This is a genomic window from Microcystis sp. BLCC-F210, from assembly GCF_042134685.1.
Classification (GTDB): Bacteria; Cyanobacteriota; Cyanobacteriia; order Cyanobacteriales; family Microcystaceae; genus Microcystis; species Microcystis aeruginosa_D.
In genome coordinates this window covers 27,708-46,220 of the sequence record NZ_CP169647.1, presented here as the reverse complement: position 1 = coordinate 46,220, position 18,513 = coordinate 27,708, and the positions used below count along the sequence as shown (strand labels likewise).

The 18,513-nt window shown below is 41.0% G+C and carries 14 protein-coding genes, 1 tRNA gene and 1 pseudogene; 8 read left to right on the top strand and 8 right to left on the bottom strand.

Annotated features, from left to right (window positions below; all coding sequences use genetic code 11):
* Positions 1-25: 25 nt before the first annotated feature.
* From pglX to pglZ, 4 genes are all read left to right on the top strand, one after another.
* Entirely contained in the window at positions 26-3,601 is a 3,576-nt protein-coding gene (pglX, locus tag ACE3JL_RS00210) for a BREX-1 system adenine-specific DNA-methyltransferase PglX (RefSeq protein WP_375328582.1), read from the top strand.
* 105 nt (positions 3,602-3,706) lie between these two features.
* Positions 3,707-4,126 carry a XisH family protein gene (locus ACE3JL_RS00205; RefSeq protein ID WP_002766565.1) on the top strand — a complete coding sequence of 140 codons (420 nt, stop codon included), beginning with the start codon at positions 3,707-3,709 and terminating at the stop codon, positions 4,124-4,126.
* Positions 4,114-4,455 (top strand): XisI protein, encoded by a 342-nt coding sequence (locus ACE3JL_RS00200; RefSeq protein ID WP_193959344.1) that lies wholly within the window; start codon positions 4,114-4,116, stop codon positions 4,453-4,455. The genes ACE3JL_RS00205 and ACE3JL_RS00200 overlap by 13 nt, the downstream gene beginning before the upstream one ends.
* A 39-nt stretch (positions 4,456-4,494) precedes the next feature.
* Positions 4,495-6,993 carry a BREX-1 system phosphatase PglZ type A gene (gene pglZ, locus ACE3JL_RS00195; protein WP_375328581.1) on the top strand — a complete coding sequence of 833 codons (2,499 nt, stop codon included), beginning with the start codon at positions 4,495-4,497 and terminating at the stop codon, positions 6,991-6,993.
* A 46-nt stretch (positions 6,994-7,039) separates the two neighbouring features.
* Here pglZ and trmD read toward each other — a convergent pair whose 3' ends face one another.
* Positions 7,040-7,735: a tRNA (guanosine(37)-N1)-methyltransferase TrmD gene (gene trmD, locus ACE3JL_RS00190; protein WP_271989199.1), complete on the bottom strand. Its 696-nt coding sequence runs from the start codon at positions 7,733-7,735 to the stop codon at positions 7,040-7,042.
* A 373-nt stretch (positions 7,736-8,108) separates the two neighbouring features.
* Here trmD and ACE3JL_RS00185 point away from each other — a divergent pair, with 373 nt between their 5' ends.
* On the top strand, positions 8,109-8,963 hold the full coding sequence (locus ACE3JL_RS00185) for a cyanophycinase (RefSeq protein WP_004266769.1): 855 nt from the start codon (positions 8,109-8,111) through the stop codon (positions 8,961-8,963).
* Between the two features lie 104 nt (positions 8,964-9,067).
* Positions 9,068-11,701 (top strand): cyanophycin synthetase, encoded by a 2,634-nt coding sequence (gene cphA, locus ACE3JL_RS00180; RefSeq protein ID WP_375328580.1) that lies wholly within the window; start codon positions 9,068-9,070, stop codon positions 11,699-11,701.
* Positions 11,702-11,762: 61 nt separating this feature from the next.
* Here cphA and ACE3JL_RS00175 read toward each other — a convergent pair.
* Positions 11,763-11,915: pseudogene (locus tag ACE3JL_RS00175) on the bottom strand (ISNCY family transposase); the annotation flags it as partial.
* 290 nt (positions 11,916-12,205) lie between these two features.
* A complete protein-coding gene (locus ACE3JL_RS00170; RefSeq protein WP_375329655.1) occupies positions 12,206-12,703 on the bottom strand; it encodes a hypothetical protein in 498 nt (165 codons plus the stop codon).
* Positions 12,704-12,888: 185 nt separating this feature from the next.
* Between ACE3JL_RS00170 and ACE3JL_RS00165 the strand changes: the two genes are divergently transcribed.
* Together ACE3JL_RS00165 and ACE3JL_RS00160 are read left to right on the top strand one after the other, a co-directional pair.
* Positions 12,889-13,251, top strand: a complete 363-nt coding sequence (locus tag ACE3JL_RS00165; protein WP_110578417.1) for a hypothetical protein — start codon at positions 12,889-12,891, stop codon at positions 13,249-13,251.
* An 85-nt stretch (positions 13,252-13,336) separates the two neighbouring features.
* Complete coding sequence (locus ACE3JL_RS00160; RefSeq protein ID WP_149979689.1) at positions 13,337-13,645, top strand: hypothetical protein; 309 nt, start codon at positions 13,337-13,339, stop codon at positions 13,643-13,645.
* Positions 13,646-13,990: 345 nt separating this feature from the next.
* On the opposite strand, the gene ACE3JL_RS00155 is transcribed toward ACE3JL_RS00160, so the two are convergent.
* From ACE3JL_RS00155 to ACE3JL_RS00135, 5 genes are all read right to left on the bottom strand, one after another.
* Positions 13,991-14,311 carry a DUF5615 family PIN-like protein gene (locus tag ACE3JL_RS00155; RefSeq protein ID WP_272013831.1) on the bottom strand — a complete coding sequence of 107 codons (321 nt, stop codon included), beginning with the start codon at positions 14,309-14,311 and terminating at the stop codon, positions 13,991-13,993.
* Between the two features lies 1 nt (position 14,312).
* Positions 14,313-14,531 carry a DUF433 domain-containing protein gene (locus ACE3JL_RS00150; protein WP_002781447.1) on the bottom strand — a complete coding sequence of 73 codons (219 nt, stop codon included), beginning with the start codon at positions 14,529-14,531 and terminating at the stop codon, positions 14,313-14,315.
* Between the two features lie 500 nt (positions 14,532-15,031).
* On the bottom strand, positions 15,032-16,153 hold the full coding sequence (locus tag ACE3JL_RS00145) for a hypothetical protein (protein ID WP_271989495.1): 1,122 nt from the start codon (positions 16,151-16,153) through the stop codon (positions 15,032-15,034).
* A 148-nt stretch (positions 16,154-16,301) separates the two neighbouring features.
* Positions 16,302-16,373, bottom strand: a tRNA-Thr gene (locus tag ACE3JL_RS00140).
* A gap of 178 nt (positions 16,374-16,551) precedes the next feature.
* On the bottom strand, positions 16,552-18,450 hold the full coding sequence (locus ACE3JL_RS00135) for an NAD(P)H-quinone oxidoreductase subunit F (RefSeq protein ID WP_271989496.1): 1,899 nt from the start codon (positions 18,448-18,450) through the stop codon (positions 16,552-16,554).
* Positions 18,451-18,513: the final 63 nt, after the last annotated feature.

Sequence of the window (18,513 nt, the reverse complement as noted above, 5' to 3'; positions counted from 1 at the left end):
TTCTTTTTTAGGATAAAATTGTCTTATGGATACATCAAGACTTAAAAAATTCGCTCAGTATGCCCGTCGTTATCTCAGAGAACAGATGACGACTAAGTTAGAAGTGGTCTTAGGTGAAAATAGCGCCGCAAGACGAGAAAATCCCAAAGCTATCAGCAAGTTAGCCGAAAAAATCGAAGTTTTAGGCAAAGAACAGCTTATTGAACAGGTTGCCTATACTTGGTTTAACCGTTTTTGTGCCTTGCGGTTTATGGATAGCAACCGCTATCACTCCATTAGGGTTGTGTCCGCTGCTGAGGGGCAGTTTCAGCCAGAAATCTTGGCTGAGGCGAAAACGGGACATATTGACGAGGAAATGCTCAATAAACAGGTCAGAAAGCATATTTTTGATTTATTAAGCGGAACTGCACCGAGTTATGATGCTCAAGGGGAAGCCTATCGTTCATTAATTGTAGGAGTGTGTAATTATTATCATCAGTTGATGCCCTATTTATTTGAACGAATTGATGATTATACCGAGTTATTGATGCCCGATGATTTATTATCGGGTAATTCAATTTTAGCCTATACTCGTGAGGCAATGACTCCAGAAAATTGTGAGAGTGTGGAGGTGATTGGGTGGTTATATCAGTTTTATATCTCTGAGAAAAAAGACGAAGTTTTTGAGGGACTAAAAAATAATAAAAAAATCACTCCCCAGAATATTCCAGCGGCAACTCAGTTATTTACTCCTCATTGGATTGTCCGTTATTTAGTAGAAAATTCCCTGGGGCGTTTATGGATGTTAAACCGTCCTCAGTCTCGGTTAGTTGAGTCAATGTCCTATTATGTGGATAGTGAGAAGTGGGAAGTGGGAGATGGGTACTTAAAAATCAACTCGCCTGAAGATATAAAAATCTGTGATCCTGCTTGTGGTTCGGGACATATTTTAGTCTATGCTTTTGATTTACTTTATGCAATATATGAGGAAGAAGGTTATACAGCAAATGAGATTCCTAGCAAGATTTTAACCCATAATCTCTATGGCATAGAAATTGATGAACGGGCGGGAAGTTTGGCAGCATTTGCATTAACCATGAAAGCGAGGGAAAAGGAAAGACGATTTTTTCGTAAACCCATCCAGCCTAATATTTGTGTGTTGAAAAAAGTTGAGTTTTCTGAAAAAGAGCTACAGCCGTATCTAGATTTTGTCGGGCGCGATTTGTTTACTGCGCCTTTATTAGAAACACTACATGAGTTTAAGGAGGCGGATAATTTTGGGGCCTTAATTCGTCCTACGGTGACGGATGTACAGGGGATGATAGGGTTATTAAATGAGCGCAATGTCGCTAGTCAGTTATTGTTATATAAAACCCACGAGAAGGTAATAGATGTGTTAAATATGGCGGATTTTTTAAGTCCTAAGTATCACCTTGTTGTGGCGAATCCTCCCTATATGGGTAACAAGGGGATGAATAATCGGTTAAAGGCTTTTTTACAGGATAATTATAGTGAGGTAAAATCGGATCTATTTTCTGCTTTTATGGTGCGTTGTTTAGAATTATGTAAAAATAACGGATTTACAGGATTTATGACTCCTTTTACTTGGATGTTTTTAAGTTCCTATGAAAAGTTACGCACACGCATTTTAAGTAAAAGTACCATTACTTCTTTAGTTAGACCAGAATATCATGCTTTTTTTGAGTCTGCTTATGTTCCTATTTGTGCCTTTACTTTATATCAACAATTTTTACCCAATTATAAAGGGGCTTTTATTGATTTACAGCAGTTTTATGGTGTAGATATTCAACCCGTTAAAGCATTAGAAGCAATAAAAAATCCTAATTGTGGTTGGTTTTACCGCGCTTCTGCTAGTGATTTTAAGAAGATTCCAGGAAATGCGATCGCTTATTGGGTGAGTGATAGAGTCTTAGAAATTTTTGCTACTTCAGAAAAGTTAGAAAATATTGCTAAAGCAGTTGTGGGGTTACAAACTGGTGATAATGATCGATTTTTGCGTTTATGGTTTGAAGTTGAGTATCAAAATATTGGTTTTAATTTAGAAAACAGAAAACAAGCTCAAGAGTCTCAGAAAAAATGGTTTCCCTATAACAAAGGTGGTGAGTTTAGAAAATGGTATGGTAATCAAGAGTATTTAGTCAATTGGGAAAATGGTGGACAAGAAATAGCAAATTTTAAACCAAGAGCAGTTATTAGAAATCCTAGTTATTATTTTCAAGAAAGTATAACATGGTCTTTTGTTAGTTCATCCTGTTTTGGTGTTAGGTTTTCTCCTAAAGGCTTTATTTTTGATGTTGGTGGATCATCATTATTTACTGAGCAAGAAAATATGACGTTTTTAACTTCTCTTTTATGTTCAAAAATTGCCTTTGATTTGATGAAAATCATGAATCCTACCTTAAATTTTCAAGTAGGAAATGTTGCTAGTATTCCCATTGTAAAAAATAATAACTCTTTAATAGAAACTGTGGGGGTTAAAAGTATTAGTTTAAGTCGCCAAGACTGGAACTCATACGAAACCTCGTGGGATTTTACCACCCTTCCACTTTTGAGAGTGGGAAGTGAAAACCTAGAACAAAATACCCGCTTTCCACTTTCCACTTCCCTGAAAGAAACCTATCAAAACCTCCGCCAGAAATGGCAAGAAATGACCTTAGCAATGCAGAAACTAGAGGAGGAAAATAACGGTATATTTATCGAAGCTTATGGACTACAAGACGAATTAACTCCCGAAGTTCCCTTAAAAGAAATCACTTTAACCTGTAACCCCCATTATCGTTATAAGAAAGAAGTGGGAAGTGAGAAGTGGGAAGTGAGAAATAAAGAGGAAAATATTACCCACTTTCCCATAGATGAAGACTTAGAAAAACGATTATTAGCAGATACTATCAAAGAATTTATCTCCTACTCGGTGGGTTGTATGTTTGGACGTTATTCTCTTGATAAAGAAGGCTTAATTTTAGCCAACCAAGGGGAAACCTTGCAAGACTACCTTAAACAGATTCCAAACCCCACCTTTCCCCCAACAGAAACCAACGTTATCCCCATCCTTGAGGGGGACTGGTTTAGTGATGATATAACCGAACAATTCCGGCAATTTCTGCGGCTCACATTTGGGGAGAAAAACTATCAACAAAACCTCAACTTTATCGAAGAAGCGATCGGAAAATCCCTAGAAAAGTACTTTCTCAAAGACTTTTATGATGACCACACTAAACGTTATAAAAAACGTCCCATATATTGGTTATTTAGTAGCCCAAAAGGAACATTTAACGCCCTAATTTATCTCCATCGTTATCGCCCTGATACCGTTAATATCGTCCTTAACAGCTATCTGCGGGAATTTCGGCTTAAACTAGAAGTAAAACTAGACACCTTCCAACAAATAGAAATTAGTACAAGTGCGACTAAAACTGAAAAAACCAAAGCCCTACGAGAAAGCGAACAAATCAAAAAAATGATCAGAGAATTAGAAACCTACGAACAAGAAACCCTCTATCCTTTAGCCATCGCCCAGAAGGAAATAGATCTTGATGATGGGGTAAAAGTCAACTATACTAAATTAGGTAAAGCCCTGAAAAATATAACAGGATTAGGTTAAAATAAACTCACTTCCCTTATTCCCGGAAATAAGATATATTAGGGATAAGGATGAGAAAATATTTATCATTCCTGATTTAAGTATATTTTGCTGCCCAGAACAGTTATGCCCGCCCGTGATTATTACCATGATATTGTCAAAAAAGCCCTTCAAAAAGATGGGTGGACAATTACTCATGATCCCTATCGTATCAGGCTGGCGAGAAGAAAAAACCTATTTGTTGATTTAGGAGCAGAACGTCTAATTGCCGCCGAAAAAGATTTAGAAAAAATTGCTATTGAAATTAAGAGTTTTCGCAGTGCGTCAGAAATGAAAGATTTAGAAGAAGCCGTCGGACAGTTTGTTTTATACGAACATTTATTAACTCGCTACGAACCCGAACGAAAGCTATATCTAGCCGTTCCTGAAGACGTGCGACAATCTATTTTTGAAGAAGAAGCAGGACAAGTTTTAATCGAAGATAAAATTATTCGTCTTTTTAGTTTTAATGTCAATCAAGCGGAGGTTGTGGTATGGATTACTTAACTAAAATTTATCTTAAAAAAGCCATTATTAAAGCTTTAGAAGATTATCGCAATTTTTTAGGTTCGGATCCTGAAAGTGAAATTGAATTAGTGATTGATGAAACTAGAGATCACTACCTTTTAATTGAAACTGGCTGGCATCGTAACCAAAGAATCTACGGCACTCTAATTCATCTGAATATTATTGATAATAAAATTTGGATTCAACAAGATGGAACAGAAGAAGGTATTGCTAACGAATTAGTCAATCTTGGCATTTCTCCTCAGCAAATTGTCCTCGCTTTTAAAACCATTGAACGCCGTAAAATTACCAGTTTTGCTATTTCTTAATCCTACTGTCACATCCAGCCTATTTTGGAGGTTAACCCCTTGAATCAGCAGATTAAACAAGCCTTAACTAAACTTTTTGAGCGTCACCGGATTGTTTTTTGGTATGACACCGAAAAAGAGTTACGCTCAGATTTCGAGAGATTAGAATTAGAAAACATTGAAAAAATAGAGATAAAAAATAACGAATTTGGACTAAAATACCGAGTTTTAAAAGAACAACCTCAACAAAAATTCCTCTTATACCATGAAGGCAAAGAACCAGAATATTTAGATAACTGGTTACTAGATGTGGAGTTAGCACAGGGAAAATTCAGCAGCGATCAAGTTTCTCTTTGGCTAAATGAATTAGAACTAGGGCCAGAATTTGCCGATGTGCTTGCTCCTCATCGTGAATTTTTTCTGTCTAATAAACGCCGAGAATCCCTAAAACAATTACTTCAACCCCATGACACAAAAACCAATATTCGCCTAAAAATGTTGGCGGTTTGTACTGCCGCACCTCCCCGTTTAGATTCCATTTTAGAACAACTCTTAAAAGAACAGGCCGAACAACAAGACGAAAAATTTAAACTCTGCGATCGCACTGGTTTAACTAAATTTCTTTGGCAACAAATGGAACAAGTTTATGGTTATCGTTCCTCAGAGTTAAGTATCAAAGACTTTGTCATACAACTCTTTAAATCCTGTTATAATTACGCCTTAGAAGGACAGGAAACACTAACACAAGATGCCCTGATTTTTTTCAACAGATGGAAAGATAGCCGTCAATTTGAAAAATCTTTTGAAAGCTTATCCGATCATTGTGCTAAAATGCTCAATATTAAGGAAAAACTCAACCAGCGACGTTATCAAGAACTTATCTCAATAGATTATTTTAGCTTAATTGACCTAAAAATAATTCATGATCTCATTCAATCGGTTAGTAATCGAACCATTGCGACTCATGAAGTTATTAATATTGTGCGTCAGCGTCAACAAGGATACTGGTATCGAAAATTTAAACATTTGTACGAAGTTGTTAACTATGCCTCACAGTTTATTCAAGTCTTAGATGAAGCTAACTTATCCATCGAATCCCTCAAAGATGGCTTAGAAAAATATTGTCAATCTTGGTTTAAAATTGATCAACTCTACCGTAAATTTATTTATCATCTAGTGGCGGCTGCTCAACCTACTCTGACAGAAAAACTTAGTCAAGAAATTGAAAACCGTTATGTAAATTCCTATCTTTTAAACCTTAATAGTTCTTGGCAAGTCTTTGTTGATAGTGTCACCCAATGGAACAAGATAGAATTCTCTTCACAAAGGTCATTTTTTAGCAAATGGGTAGAACCATTTTTGAAAAAAGATAAAAAAGTTTGTGTCATTATTTCCGACGCTCTCCGCTATGAAATCGGGGATGAGTTAGTCAGTTTAATTCGTCAAGAGGATCGTTATGAAGCCACCCTAGAAGCTGCTATCACTCTCTTACCCAGTTATACTGCACTGGGAATGGCTGCCCTTTTGCCTAATCAAACACTAGAAATAATTGATGATTCTGTTTATGTAGATCAACAAGACTCTCAAGGAACAGAAAATCGGCGTAAAATTATCCAAAAAGCCTTTCAAAAGATACAAAAAAAAGCAACAGTTATTCAAGCCAAAGAATTATTAGAATTAAATCAGGATCGAAGTCGTTCCCTATTTCGAGATCACGATGTGGTTTATGTTTATCACAATCAAATTGATCAGATCGGAGATAAATTAGCAACAGAAAAACAAGTTTTTCAGGTGGTTGAAAACACCTTTTCTGACCTCGATAAGCTCATTAAAAAACTGACGGGAGCCAATGCCAGTAACCTATTGATTACGGCAGATCATGGGTTCATTTACCAACATAGTGATGTCGAGAATAGTGATTTTTCCACGGTGGAAGTCCCAGGGGATAAAATCATCAAAAAAAATAGGCGTTTTCTGATCGGTAAAGCACTAGAAGACTCCGATAGACTCAAAAAATTTAAAGCACAACAGATCGGTTTAACGGGAGAACTAGAAATCCAAATTCCCAAATCTATTAGTCGTTTACGCATCCAAGGATCGGGAAGTCGTTTTGTTCATGGTGGCGCAAGTTTACAGGAAATTATTATTCCCATTGTTAAAGTTAATAAAAAAAGACGAGGGGATCTTTCTACCGTGGAAGTGGAAATTATTCGTAACTCTACCTCAACCATTACATCAGGGCAACTAGCTGTTACTTTTTATCAACAAAAACCCGTCACCGATAAAGTTCAACCTCGTAGGCTAAAAGCTGGCATCTATACCCCCATAGGAGAGTTAATTTCTGATCTCCACGAACTGACTTTTGATTCCCCATCGGAAAATCCAAGAGAGCGAGAATTTCCAGTAAGATTTATCCTAACCAGTCAAGGGAATAATATCAATAATCAAGAGGTATTATTACGACTAGAAGAAAAACTGACCAATACTTCCCATTTTACAGAATATAAATCTGTTTCCTATCCCATCCGTCGTTCCTTTACCGGTGATTTTGATTTTTAAGTACCCACACCCCACACCCCACACCCCACGGGAGCATTTTTGGCGATTAATCCTGTTCCTCTAGCCATTTTTGCCAGATATCCGGACGACGTTCCTTCGTGCGATCGAGTTGTTGTTGATAGCGCCAATCGGCGATATCCTGATGATTACCCGATCGCAAAACCGGCGGCACTTGCCAACCGCGAAAGACCGGCGGCCGGGTATATTGGGGATAATCCAATAAACCTGCCTCAAAACTCTCCAATTTCAACGATTCTGCCTTACCTACCGTCCCGGGTAACAACCGCGTCACCCCGTTAATAATCGCTAAAGCCGGGATTTCCCCACAAGTGAGGACAAAATCCCCTAAAGATACCTCTCTAGTCACCAAATGCTCACAAACCCGCTCATCTACCCCTTCATAATGGCCACAGATGAGAATTAACTGCTGATAACTACCGGCCCAGGTTTTCAGTAAAGCTTGATTGAGCGGTTCCCCCTGGGGAGTCATCAGCACAATCTCCCGGGGTGGTAAAATTGCTAAAGACTCGATCGCCTCAAAAATTGGCTCTGGTTTTAATAACATTCCCACACCACCACCGTAGGGTTCATCATCGACACGACGGTGTTTATCGTGGGCAAAATCCCGAAGATTGACCAAATTTACCCTAGCGATATCGCGTTCGAGAGCTTTTGCCAACAACCCCGACTGCAGCGGTGAAGTAAAAAAATCGGGAAAGAGAGTAATAATGTCAAACTGCACGGGAAAAATTAAGGCCTAGACTGGGATAGTGTTTAATGTATCATTGTGTCACGGATCGATCAGTTAAAATCTTGCTAATTTTGCGCCAGTCTATCTCAATAACATGATAGACTATGCTGTACTGTCTAGGGGTTTTTCTGGCTCTAGCTTGAGTGATCGAAGTCTAGCCTAGACTAAAAGTTAACTAACAGTCCGTCATTGCCAGTGGATCGAAGAAAATTGCTAAAATCGCCTCTACTATTGCTTGATGTCCCGAAAAATATTCCTAAACCGCATTTTTTTCCGTCAACCGTTCAGGGAAAATAACATCAAGATACCTGTCCATCTTCCCGAAAAACCTTCCATCCCTAAAAATGTCTATTCGTTCAGTGACATGATCATCGAGCTAGAAACCCAACATTCCCAAAATCCTACCCCCGTATCTCTCAAAACGGCGATTTTAGTCATTGGTGGAGCCGAGGATAAAGTCCACGGTAAAGAGATACTGCATACCTTTTGGAATCGCGCTGGGGGTAGCGAAGCAGTGATCGCTATTGTTCCCTCCGCTTCCAGAGAACCGGTTTTAATCGGTGATCGCTATCAGAAGATTTTCGAGGAAATGGGGGCAAAATACGTCAAAGTTATCGATATTCGTGATCGCGTACAGGGAGAAGACCCCCAATTTCAAGCCTACATCGAAGAGTGTACAGGTGTATTTATGACCGGAGGCGACCAGCTGCGTTTATGCGGTTTGCTCTCCGATACTCCCCTGATGGAAAGAATCAGACAAAGAGTGCAACAGGGAGAACTAACCCTAGCTGGAACTAGCGCCGGGGCCGCCGTTATGGGTCATCACATGATTGCTGGGGGCAGCAGTGGGGAAGCACCTAATCGGGCCCTAGTGGATATGGCCATGGGATTAGGTCTCATTCCTGAAGTTATTGTCGATCAACACTTCCACAATCGTAATCGCATGGCCCGGTTAATGAGCGCTATCTCTGGTTATCCCGAACGTTTAGGAATTGGCATCGATGAGGATACCTGCGCTATGTTTGAACGGGATGGCATGATGACAGTAATCGGCTGCGGTACAGTGACGGTAATTGATGCTAGGGAAATGTCCCACACCAACCACCATCACGTCACCGCAAACGAACCCCTGAGTCTGCATAATCTGCGGGTACATATTCTGGCCTACGGTGATGGCTATCATCTCAAAAAACAGCAAGTGATCCCTAAATTGGCGTAAAAAAACTCCTGAAAAACTGTTCACGATGAACAGTTTACCCATCTCGGAAAACCAGACAATAAACAACGGCTTCTTTGTGCTTCTCAACAGCGAACACCAGCATCATGAAAATTCTCAGAACCCAAACCCTGCGCGGTCCCAACTACTGGAGTATTCGTCGCGACAAGCTCATTGTTATGCGTCTGGATCTCGAAGATCTCGCAGAGAAGCCATCGAATGAAATCCCCGGCTTTTACGAGGGATTAATCGACGTTCTCCCCAGTTTAGTCGAACATTACTGCTCCCCCGGTTATCGCGGCGGTTTCTTTGAACGAGTCCGCACTGGCACTTATATGGGCCACATCATCGAACATATCGCCCTAGAATTGCAGGAATTGGCAGGAACTCCCGTCGGGTTTGGTCGCACTAGAAGCACCTCCACCCCGGGAGTCTATAACGTGGTATTTGAGTACGTTGACGAGCAAGCGGGACGTTATGCGGGTCGGGCTGCCGTGCGTTTGTGTCAATCGATTGTCGATACGGGAACCTATTCTAAGGAAGAATTAGCCCAGGATTTAGCCGATTTACGCGATTTATGCAATAATGCCGCCCTCGGTCCGAGTACGGAAACCATCGTCAAAGAAGCACAAGCTAGAAATATCCCCTGGTTACTCCTGAGCGCTCGTGCCATGGTGCAATTGGGCTATGGTGTTCACCAAAAGCGCATTCAAGCCACTTTAAGCAGTTTTTCGGGGATTTTAGCCGTTGAGTTGGCCTGTGACAAGGAAGGCACAAAAACTATCCTCAAGGATGGTGGGATTCCAGTCCCCCGGGGTACGGTGATTCAATACTTGGATGAGTTGTCAGCGGCAATCGAGGAAGTGGGAGGATTTCCCATCGTGATTAAACCCCTCGATGGCAACCACGGCCGGGGCATCAGCATCGATGTTAAAAATCAACAGGAAGCAGAGGAAGCCTATGATCTAGCCAGTGCCGCCTCGAAAACCCGCAGCGTAATCGTAGAAAGGTACTATAAAGGCACTGATCACCGAATTTTAGTCATAAATGGTAAAGTCGCCGCCGTGGCCGAACGGATTCCCGCTCACGTCGTCGGTGATGGGCGCTCAACTGTAGAAGAATTAATCGACATTACTAATCGGGATCCCAACCGGGGTGACGGTCACGCCAACGTTTTAACTAAAATAACTATTGACAAAACCGCCCTTAATGTGCTAGAGAAACAGGGCTATGAATTAACCAGCATTTTAGCCCACGGAGAGATCGCCTATCTGCGGGCCACGGCTAATTTAAGCACCGGCGGCATCGCCGTGGATCGTACCGACGAAATTCACCCCGAAAACGTCTGGATCGCCCAAAGAGTGGCAAAATTAATCGGTTTGGACATTGCCGGGATCGATGTGGTGACAGAGGATATCCGCAAACCCCTGAAAGAAGTGGACGGGGTAATCGTCGAAGTCAACGCCGCGCCCGGTTTTCGGATGCACGTTGCCCCCAGTCGCGGTTTACCCCGCAATATCGCCGCTCCAGTTATCGATATGTTATTCCCCCCCGGGACTCCCAGTCGCGTGCCAATTCTGGCAATTACGGGAACTAACGGCAAAACCACCACTAGCCGCTTAATTTCTCATATTTGTCGGCAAACAGGGAAAGTAGTCGGATTTACCACGACGGACGGCGTATATATCGATGATTATCTGGTAGAAAAGGGCGATAACACCGGTCCCTACAGCGCCAGTATGATTTTGAAGGATCCCACGGTGGAGATTGCTGTGTTAGAAACGGCCCGGGGTGGTATCCTGCGATCGGGTTTAGCCTTTAATCAGTGCGATGTGGGGGTGGTGTTAAATGTGGCCGCCGACCATTTGGGTATCGGTGATATCGACACCATCGAACAAATGGCGAAAGTAAAAAGCGTTGTGGCCGAGGTGGTTAGCGCCGAGGGTTACGCGGTTTTAAATGCCGATGACCCCTTGACCGTTAGTATGGCCGAAAAAGTCAAGGGAAGAGTGGCTTATTTTTCCATGAGTCCCGATAACCCGATTATTCACGACCATATCCGTCGCGGTGGCATGGCCGCCATCTATGAGAATGGCTATCTGTCGATTCTAGAGGGAGAATGGACGCTGAGAATCGAGGAAGCAGTCAATATTCCCGTGACTATGCAGGGAATGGCTCCTTTTATGATTGCTAACGCCTTGGCCGCCTGTTTAGCCACTTTTGTGCAGGGTATCGATATCGAGTTAATTCGCCAGGGGGTGCGGACTTTTAAACCTTCCGTGGCCCAGACTCCCGGTAGGATGAACCTGTTTGACTTGGGACACCATCACGCTTTAATCGATTATGCCCATAATCCCGCCGGATACGAAGCCGTCGGCGGTTTTGTCGGCAATTGGTCCGGGGAAAAAGTCGGTGTGGTTGGGGGGCCGGGCGATCGACGGGATGATGATTTAATTTTATTAGGGAAATTATCGGCCCAAATGTTCGATCGAATTATTGTTAAGGAAGATAACGATACTCGCGGTCGCCGCCGGGGGGAAGTGGCCGATTTAATTCTTCGGGGAATTAGCCAAGAAAATGCCAGTTTGCGGCCAGAAGTTATTCTCGATGAAACGGAAGCTTTAGAGAAGGCTTTAAGTACGGTTTCTGAGGGTGGTTTAGTGGTAATTTTCCCCGAAAGTGTCACCCAGGCGATCGATTTGATCGAGAAACATCGACCCGTTACCGATAACCAGGGTTAGAAGCTGGGAAAAAGGTGTGCATTGTAGTCATGGATAAAATGCCAAACAGCTTTCAATAGGATTAGTTTGACCAGTTTCTTTCCCGACTGGTCGATGACGTTTACTCGGAATTACTGTCTTATAGGACTCCCAAAAGTCTGTGTAAGCAACAGCAAATTGTCGATAAACACCAGGTAAACTAGCCCCAAAGTTTTTTGGCTGATTGACGACTCCTAGATTGTCGCCGTCTAATGCGCCGTAAATTTTGCCAAATGCAGATAGGAAAAACTCAGGCGATGACTTTAACTTCAACGTTCAATTTATCTAGCAGCGACGGGACTTAATTCGCTCATTATTTTTGATACTAAGCAAGATAATTCAAGGCATTTTTTAACTATAGCAGTTCTAGATGTTGGGGTTGGCGGTTTAGTTTTGGGGTATTAGTTGAAATTTCTCCATTTCCCTATCCTTGTCAATTGTGTATCAAAGCAGCTTGACATCCATATCTTGATAAAGTTATCAAAGTTACTCTGGTTTGAGACTATCTAAAATTAATTGTATATCTAAATCAAGAGCTTGAGCAATTTGTTCGATTGTTAATCCTAATCCTATTAGTTTGGGAACAGTTTCTAGTTTTGCTTTAATAACATTGTTTTCAGTTTTATAAATATGATAATTTTCTATTTCTCGATCATTAGAAGGGTTATGACAAAAAGTAACCTGATCAATTTTTACGGAATTTACTATGTTATTGGTACTACTCGTGGTAATAAATCTTTCAATTGCTGATCGAACAGTTGATTTATTTAATTCTTCCCCTAACACTTCCGAAAGAATGCGCCAAAGTTCATAGGCTTTATCTCTGGCATGACCTTCAGAACAATTATATTTTTCTGCTATTTTTGCATATTTCTGACCATCAAAAACGTTCTTTAAAATCCCTAATTGCAATGTATCGAGATGCTTTCCCGTGTGGTCAAAAACCAGATTATCAATAAGTGAGAAGACTTCTTGGGTATTCATGGGAGTAATGTTAAGATTTGGGGACATAATACCGTCATTATCCGTTATTTTCCGATATTTGTAAACATAGTTAACAAAACTTCCGACAATATCCGTTTTTTTCCGTCTTGAAATAATTTTAACTGGTTGATACATTGTCGGTAGTGTGGCTTGTTAGTTGTGTCAAATTTTCAGGAAATAAAATTATGCTCTATCCAACAAAAAAATCAATCAGTGTGTTGACTTTAGCAGGGTTTTTTTCAATCCTCCAGTTTACAGTAGGGGTAACTAATTCTAACGCACAAAGTAGTGAAGTTCAGCAATTGTTGAGAGAATTAAACAGTATGGAGGGGGAAGCTGACCAGCTAATACAGCGAATGATAGCTGAAGACTGGCAAAGAATTTATAGGCTTTCTTGTCAAGGATTAATTCAAGAGGCCAATCAACTCACGAAAAATGGAGATTATTGGGCGACTCAAGTTAATATACCACATTATGCAGCTAGGGCATCGGGAAATTATGCCGCCTCTGAACGGAGATATCAAGAATATAATAGAAGATGTCGGTAATGTCAGTCCATTAATCGGGTGTATCTCAAAATGTTTTTAACCTCAAAGTCAAATCAAACTTATCGCTCAATTTGGTAAAAATCACATGAAAAGTATTCTCGTAACAGCTTCAGCATTTTTATTGGTCATGTCTCCTATTAACCAAGCAAAAGCTTCTACTCCTGATAATGTACAAACTAAAAACATATTGTGTTTAGACGTGTCAACAAATCAAACTTTTGCTAATACCGAAACTATTTTGTTGGTACAGCAACCTGTAGACCCGGTGTATATTGCTCCATCAACAGGACCAGAGAGCAAATGTACTTATTATATAGTGCGTGGTAAAGATGGAAAAATTTATGACTGCCGAAAATGTACATATGGCGGGCCGTATTGTTTTAGAAGAGAGTAGTGCGACTGTTATTTAAGATTCTAGACATCTGGTCAACAGAACTTCTCGCAATACTTCACTTTTCATGTCTCTGGGGATGCAAGAGAAAACCCTATCCCCATTAGACGATTTAGCTTTAAGGGAAAAATAAACTACTATTGATCTTGAATGTCTTAAACTTATGTTTTTGCATAGCTTTAGCTACCTTGTTGGCTATTATGGGTGAGCCAATACCCGCATTGTTGATCGGATTTATTGTGTTTATCTTCCTAGGGATAGTTCTTGGAATAATCTTCCCAAGTCGGTAGCCTTAATATCTTAGCCCAGACTCTTGAAAAATGGCTTAAATTCATTTTAAATAGGTTGTTATAAACTTACTACTGTTGCTGTTCCTTTTGTTACTGTTGCCAAAACTTCTAAAACTTTATAGACCAAAGGCTTTAAATCAGCCAAACGATTTGATTGTGATTGTAAAATAATAATAGCTAGATTAAACTGCGGTAAATTTTGCTCAAACGGCAAATTCTTATCCACTGTAATAAAAATATCAAATTCTTGTGAAGCTAAACCTAACAGTTGACCATTCTTGATCCCAGTCCATCCCATTTGCGGAACAGTTTTGATATTATAACCTGTAAACTCCCTCATTAATCTTCGGTCAATACATTCATCTAAAAGAAGCCTCATTTCACGCTACCCTATCAATAAGCTCTTTTTCAAATTCTGCAAGTAAGCTAATAACTTGTTCTCTTGTTACCGTTGGAAAACCCTCTAAAAAATCATCAATTGATTCTCCTGCTTTAAGATAATCAAAAAGTGTTTGTATCGGAACTCTAGTACCTGAAAAAACAGGAACACCACTCATAGTTTCAGGAGATACATGGATAAGAGGAGAATATTTAGCCATTTTGATTACCTTCTTAGCTTCTACAGAGTAGATTAACCCAGAGCAATACGTCTTGTCTTCATATTCTAGCCTAGATTCTTGAAAAATGGGTTAAACTGATTCTACTAAATAGGGTTTGCTGAAAAAGTTTTTCGTGGGGGTAGGAATCAGTAGCCGGTCGTTTCAGGCTTTATCACCCTTTTTTTTGTACCAGTTTATATACTACAATAAGGATAATGCAAGGTTTTTGAAAGTCTCAATCCTATATTAAGTATCTAAGCACAATTAATTACACATCTAATCCACTACTCCGTCAGACTTCTGCTATGATCAGTAAACATTGAACTGAAAACTCAAATCCGATCCCTAATAGCTGTATCCCGTCTCGACTAGGAAATTGATTTTGCACGACTACTTAACATCGGATTTTAACAGGTCAAAAGCCTTATTTTAAAAGGGTTTTACCATTATTCAGCAAATCCTAAATAATTAAAAATCACTGAATTTTTCTGACATTCAGATCAATTACTTTGATTCAGTCCTACTTCTTGTAACCGCCGCTTTAACCCAGAACGATTACTGTATTGTTCGTAAATTTGGTTCAATCGGCCTTGGAAAGCAGCAAACCGGTTTTGATATTCGGCCAATTCTGCTAATTTAACTAACAATTTAACAGCTTCATCGTAGGATTTAGACTGGGCTTTCTGAACTAGGGACTCGACCTGCTCCCAAACTTGCGATTCTCGTTTAGCTAAAGCTTCTAGTTCCTGAATTCGCTTCCTTTCTGCTTCCTGTTGTTGTCGTTGTTCTGCCTTTTTTTCTTCCTCGTAAGTAGCTTCAAGAAGTTCTTCGACTGTGCGTCGGGGTTGGCTGAAAGTAGGAGAAGTAGGGATTAATTGAGATAGCTTTTGTTGGAATTTGGCAGATAAATTCGGTTCTCCCTTGGCCAATCGCAAGAGAAAAGCTTCACCTTCGGTCAGAGAAAGTTGTGCGATTGCTTCCCGTAACATGGCATCAGAAATGGTTTTTAGTTGACCACTAGAAACAGAAGCAACAGCTAATAAGTTTTCGTCTAATTCAAAGATTTCTGTAAAAGCTTTTTGAGCGGCAGAAAGTTGCCCCAGTCCGGGGGGAATGGGAGGTTCTAGTTGAGTCGGATCGATGTCCGCATATTCCTCGGATACGGTGATAGCCTTCAACCAGGCGAGATATAGTCCCCGATAGTCCCGTTGCAAGATTTCCTGACGCAGTTCCAGCAGTTCTGAGAGTGTGTCTTCCCCTTCAATCCAGCCAAATCCCTCCTCATTGCCATACTTCCAGTCTAAAATCGCCCAATCCTCGCTAAAAGAGAGACTAATACAGTATTTAACGCAATAAGGCTCGATCGCTTCTCGATCGATCAGGGATTTGGGAAAACGAAACATTAATTGCTGTGTTCCCCAGTTGGCGATGTAGTACATAACATCAAAGTACTGGGCTAAAATTTTTTCTGGCGATCCAGAAAAATCACCGTAACTATAGGTGAAAATGGCACTCGTCGCCGTTGGTTTGACGCGGCTCGATAGTTGACTAATGGCCGCTCTTTCCTCTTGGGTAAGGGTGCGATCGATAGCTTGGAATTCGTAATATTGGTATTCGCTCATAGCGTGCAACCTATCTCAATGTTTATGATTGATCTGCTTGCTGATAATTGTACAGGGATGGTCTTGAAAATCGATATTATCAGTAGAAATTGCTGCCACCCAAGCCACCAAAGTTCAGTTAGGACTGACAGCAGTTGGTTTTCCGAAAAGCTGGTGATGGGATTTGAACCCGCGACCGGCTGATTACAAATCAGCTGCTCTACCACTGAGCTACACCAGCATTTTTTACCCACCCATCATAACACAAATAGGGTTTGCTAAAAAAGTTTTTCCCGGGGCTGGGTTGTGGGTTTTTAAGCTAAGACGCATTTTAACCGTCTATACCCGTCGCTCATGTTCATCACGCTGCTTTACCCCCCTAGTGCGCGCAAGAAGACTAGGGAGCAATACACAGAGGTTCAATGAGTTAACAGGGATGACCAATAATTAGTTATCAGTGACCATTGACCGTTTAATAAGAGCCAGATTAATCCCCCTATTCCGAAGAGAATAGTCAAAACATAAAACTGTGATTGACCAGAAACATTATACTTTAAGGCACTGCCGCTAAAAATCGTCGCTAAACTGACTAAATTAACCAGACCATCAATAATATAACGATCGAGCCAAGCGGTAATTTTTGACAGGCTGCCCACCGCTAAAACCACGGTAAACTGATAGATGCGATCGAGATAGAAGTCATAAGCGAACAAATCTTGCAAGAATCGTAGGATTAACCCAGTTGGTCTCGCCCAAGCTCGTCTTAACTCTACCATTAACCCGATAACTAGGCCAATTACTCCAGAGGCCATCAGTAAGGGAAAACCCCAAACAATAGTGAAACTCTGGTTATTAAGGAGAGGATTGGTGAAAGATAGCCAAAAATCCCAACGTAGGGGAATAATCGGGGCTAATAAAACGATTAAAATCAATGATACCATGGGCAAAGCCATCGGCCAAGCCACTTCCGGGGTGCGATGGGTTTTACTTTGGGTTTGTCCCAAAAAGACTAAACGAAAGACCCGAGTAAGATTGATGATGCTAAGACAATTAACAAAGATTAAAACCGCTAATAACCACCAAGGAATCGCCCATTCGCCACCCAACCACTTTTTTAACGTCCAAAACATCCCTAGGGGCATTAAAACCGTCATTCCCGCAGAACCCCCTAAAAAAGCCATGGTCGTGGCGGGCATCCTTGCCCAAATTCCCCCCATTTCCGTGATATTTTGGTTACTGGTGGTGAGAATTAAGGCTCCTGCGCTCATAAACAATAAGGCTTTTGCGACCGCATGGGAGAATAAAATTAGTAAAGCGATATCCACATGACCTAATCCCACTGCAATAAAGACCAAACCGAGATAGGCACTGGTGGAGTGGCATAAAACCCGTTTAATATCAATTTGGGATAGGGCCATCAGAGAAGTACCAATTGCCGTCATTGTCCCCAAAACTATTAAAACATTGGCAGCGATCGGAGATAGGGTAAACACCGGCTGCAACTTAATTAAAACATAAGCCCCCGCCGAAACCACGATCGAATTCCGCATGATTCCGGCTGGATTTGGTCCCTCCATCGCCTCATCTAGCCACAAATTCAGGGGAAATTGGGCGCATTTACCCGTTGGACCAGCAATAAGGGCTAATCCTAACAAAGTCGCCGTCAAAGGTCTGACAGGGTTATTTACTGCCCAATTTTCTAACTGAGAAAAACTCAATCCTTCTCCGTAACTGGACAGAGCCACCAAACCCATCAATAAAATAATATCGCCGACGCGCTTGGTTAAAAAGGCATCTCGCGCCGCGGTTACTACCAAAGGTTGGGCATACCAAAAACCGACAAGGAGATAGGTAGAGACCGTTAACATCTCTAGGAAAGCGTAACTGAATAGTAGGGAGTCACTAAGGGCAATTCCCCCTAAAGCTGCCTCAAAAAAGCCCATTAAGCCATAAAATCTCGCCAAAGACCAATCTTTTTCCATGTAACCAAGGGCATAGATTTGGGCCAAGAGACTGATCAGGGTAATCACTTCCAGCGTCCCCAAACTGACGGGGGAAAGTTCGATCGACAGGGATAAACTAAGATCGGCCACTTTTACCCATTCAAAAGCCAATTTAATCGTCTCTTGATGCCAAATTTGATTAAAAGCGATCGATCCGTGTATTAATCCTAAGACGGTCATCAATAGGTTAATATAAGCGGCCGGCCGCGGACCGGTACGACTAATAATGCCTAAAGACCAAGGCAAGGTTAAAATCGAACCAATTAAGCCATAAATGGGAATTAACCAGCAAGTGTAAAGGAATAAATCTTTCATTCAGGGGGTTATTCAGTTATCAGTTATCAGTTATCAGTGATCAGTGATCAGGTTTAAGTTATC

Excerpts from the sequence above, each read along its gene's own strand:
- ACE3JL_RS00165 (WP_110578417.1), top strand. The coding sequence starts at position 12,889 with ATGCTCTATCCAACAAAAAAATCAATCAGTGTGTTGACTTTAGCAGGG.
- ACE3JL_RS00135 (WP_271989496.1), bottom strand. The coding sequence starts at position 18,450 with ATGAAAGATTTATTCCTTTACACTTGCTGGTTAATTCCCATTTATGGC.
- ACE3JL_RS00185 (WP_004266769.1), top strand. The coding sequence starts at position 8,109 with ATGATCATCGAGCTAGAAACCCAACATTCCCAAAATCCTACCCCCGTA.
- cphA (WP_375328580.1), top strand. The coding sequence starts at position 9,068 with ATGAAAATTCTCAGAACCCAAACCCTGCGCGGTCCCAACTACTGGAGT.
- pglX (WP_375328582.1), top strand. The coding sequence starts at position 26 with ATGGATACATCAAGACTTAAAAAATTCGCTCAGTATGCCCGTCGTTAT.
- ACE3JL_RS00155 (WP_272013831.1), bottom strand. The coding sequence starts at position 14,311 with ATGAGGCTTCTTTTAGATGAATGTATTGACCGAAGATTAATGAGGGAG.
- ACE3JL_RS00170 (WP_375329655.1), bottom strand. The coding sequence starts at position 12,703 with ATGAATACCCAAGAAGTCTTCTCACTTATTGATAATCTGGTTTTTGAC.
- ACE3JL_RS00200 (WP_193959344.1), top strand. The coding sequence starts at position 4,114 with ATGGATTACTTAACTAAAATTTATCTTAAAAAAGCCATTATTAAAGCT.
- ACE3JL_RS00160 (WP_149979689.1), top strand. The coding sequence starts at position 13,337 with ATGAAAAGTATTCTCGTAACAGCTTCAGCATTTTTATTGGTCATGTCT.
- ACE3JL_RS00150 (WP_002781447.1), bottom strand. The coding sequence starts at position 14,531 with ATGGCTAAATATTCTCCTCTTATCCATGTATCTCCTGAAACTATGAGT.
- ACE3JL_RS00205 (WP_002766565.1), top strand. The coding sequence starts at position 3,707 with ATGCCCGCCCGTGATTATTACCATGATATTGTCAAAAAAGCCCTTCAA.
- ACE3JL_RS00145 (WP_271989495.1), bottom strand. The coding sequence starts at position 16,153 with ATGAGCGAATACCAATATTACGAATTCCAAGCTATCGATCGCACCCTT.